The sequence below is a fragment of the Pseudomonas sp. CGJS7 genome, assembly GCF_036961695.1.
In genome coordinates this window covers 1-1,387 of the sequence record NZ_JBAMDI010000298.1, presented here as the reverse complement: position 1 = coordinate 1,387, position 1,387 = coordinate 1, and the positions used below count along the sequence as shown (strand labels likewise).

The 1,387-nt window shown below is 67.1% G+C and carries 1 pseudogene; it reads left to right on the top strand.

Features of this window, described 5'->3' with window-relative positions:
- Window positions 1–1,387, top strand: a pseudogene (locus tag V7787_RS52775) (hypothetical protein); the annotation flags it as partial.

Here is a 1,387-nt window from a genome sequence, read left to right as displayed (position 1 = left end):
CAGCCGTCTGGACAACACCGGCCTGACCATCACTGGCGGTCCGAGCGTGACCTCGGCCGGTATCAACGCCGGCAACCAAGTCGTGAGCAACGTCGCCGCGGGCGTCGCTGCTACCGATGCGGTCAACAAGAGCCAGCTCGATGCGGTCGGTTCGACCGCCAACGCCGGCTTCAACATCACCGCGCAAGGCGCTAACAGCACCAACGTGGCTCCGGGCGAAGCGGTGGACTTCAAGAACGGCGACGGCAACATCGTCGTCAGCAAGACCGGTGCGGACGATAACGTCAACTTCGACCTCGCCGACGACATCACCGTCAACAGCGTGGTTGCGGGCAATACGCGTCTGGACAACACCGGTCTGACCATCACCGGTGGCCCCAGCGTGACCTCGGCCGGTATCAACGCCGGCAACCAAGTCGTGAGCAACGTCGCCGCGGGCGTCGCCGCTACCGATGCGGTCAACAAGAGCCAGTTGGATGCGGTCTCCGGCGGTTCCACGACCCTGGGCATGAACTTCACCGGCAACGACAACGCCGCTGGCGATGTGCACCGCGACCTGGGCCAGACGCTGTCGATCCGCGGCGATGCGGCCACGGCCGGCACCTATTCGGGCGCCAACCTGAAGACGGTGACCGATCCGACCACCGGCGCGATCAACGTGCAGCTGGCCGAGTCGCCGAAGTTCGGCAATGTGGTGGTCAACGACGGCGGCGCCGGCAAGATCACTGGCGTGACCGCGGCCGACCTGAGCGCGGCGAGCACCGATGCGGTCAACGGCTCGCAACTGTTCCAGACCAACCAGGACGTCGCGGCGCTGGACGGCCGCGTGACCACGGCCGAGGGCGACATCACCAACCTCGACAACCGCGTCACCAACAACGAAGGCGCCATCACCAACCTGCAGAACCAGGTCGGCCCGACCGATCCGGCGTACCTGGAACAGAACGGCCGCGGTACGCGTTATGCGCGCACCAACGACACCGGTCTGGCTCAGGACGATGCGCACGCCCAAGTCGCCGGTTCCACCGCGGTTGGTTACAACGCGGTCAGCTCGGCAGCGGATGCGGTCGCGATCGGCCGCAATGCGCAGGCCAGCCATGTCGGCAGCGTCGCTCTGGGCGCGGGCTCGGTCGCCAACGGTGCCAGCCTCGGCAACGCGGCTTACGTTCCGGTGGCGTCGACCTACGGCGTGGCCGGCACGATGCCGGTGGGCGAGGTCTCGGTCGGCGGGGTCAACAGCGAACGCCGTCTGACCAACGTCGCGGCGGGTGCGGGCGATACCGATGCGGCCAACATCAGCCAGTTGAAGGCGGTGGAAAGCAAGGTGTCTTCGCTCGGCCAGGATTCGCTGTTGTGGGATCCGACCGCCAACGGCGGCGTCGGTGCG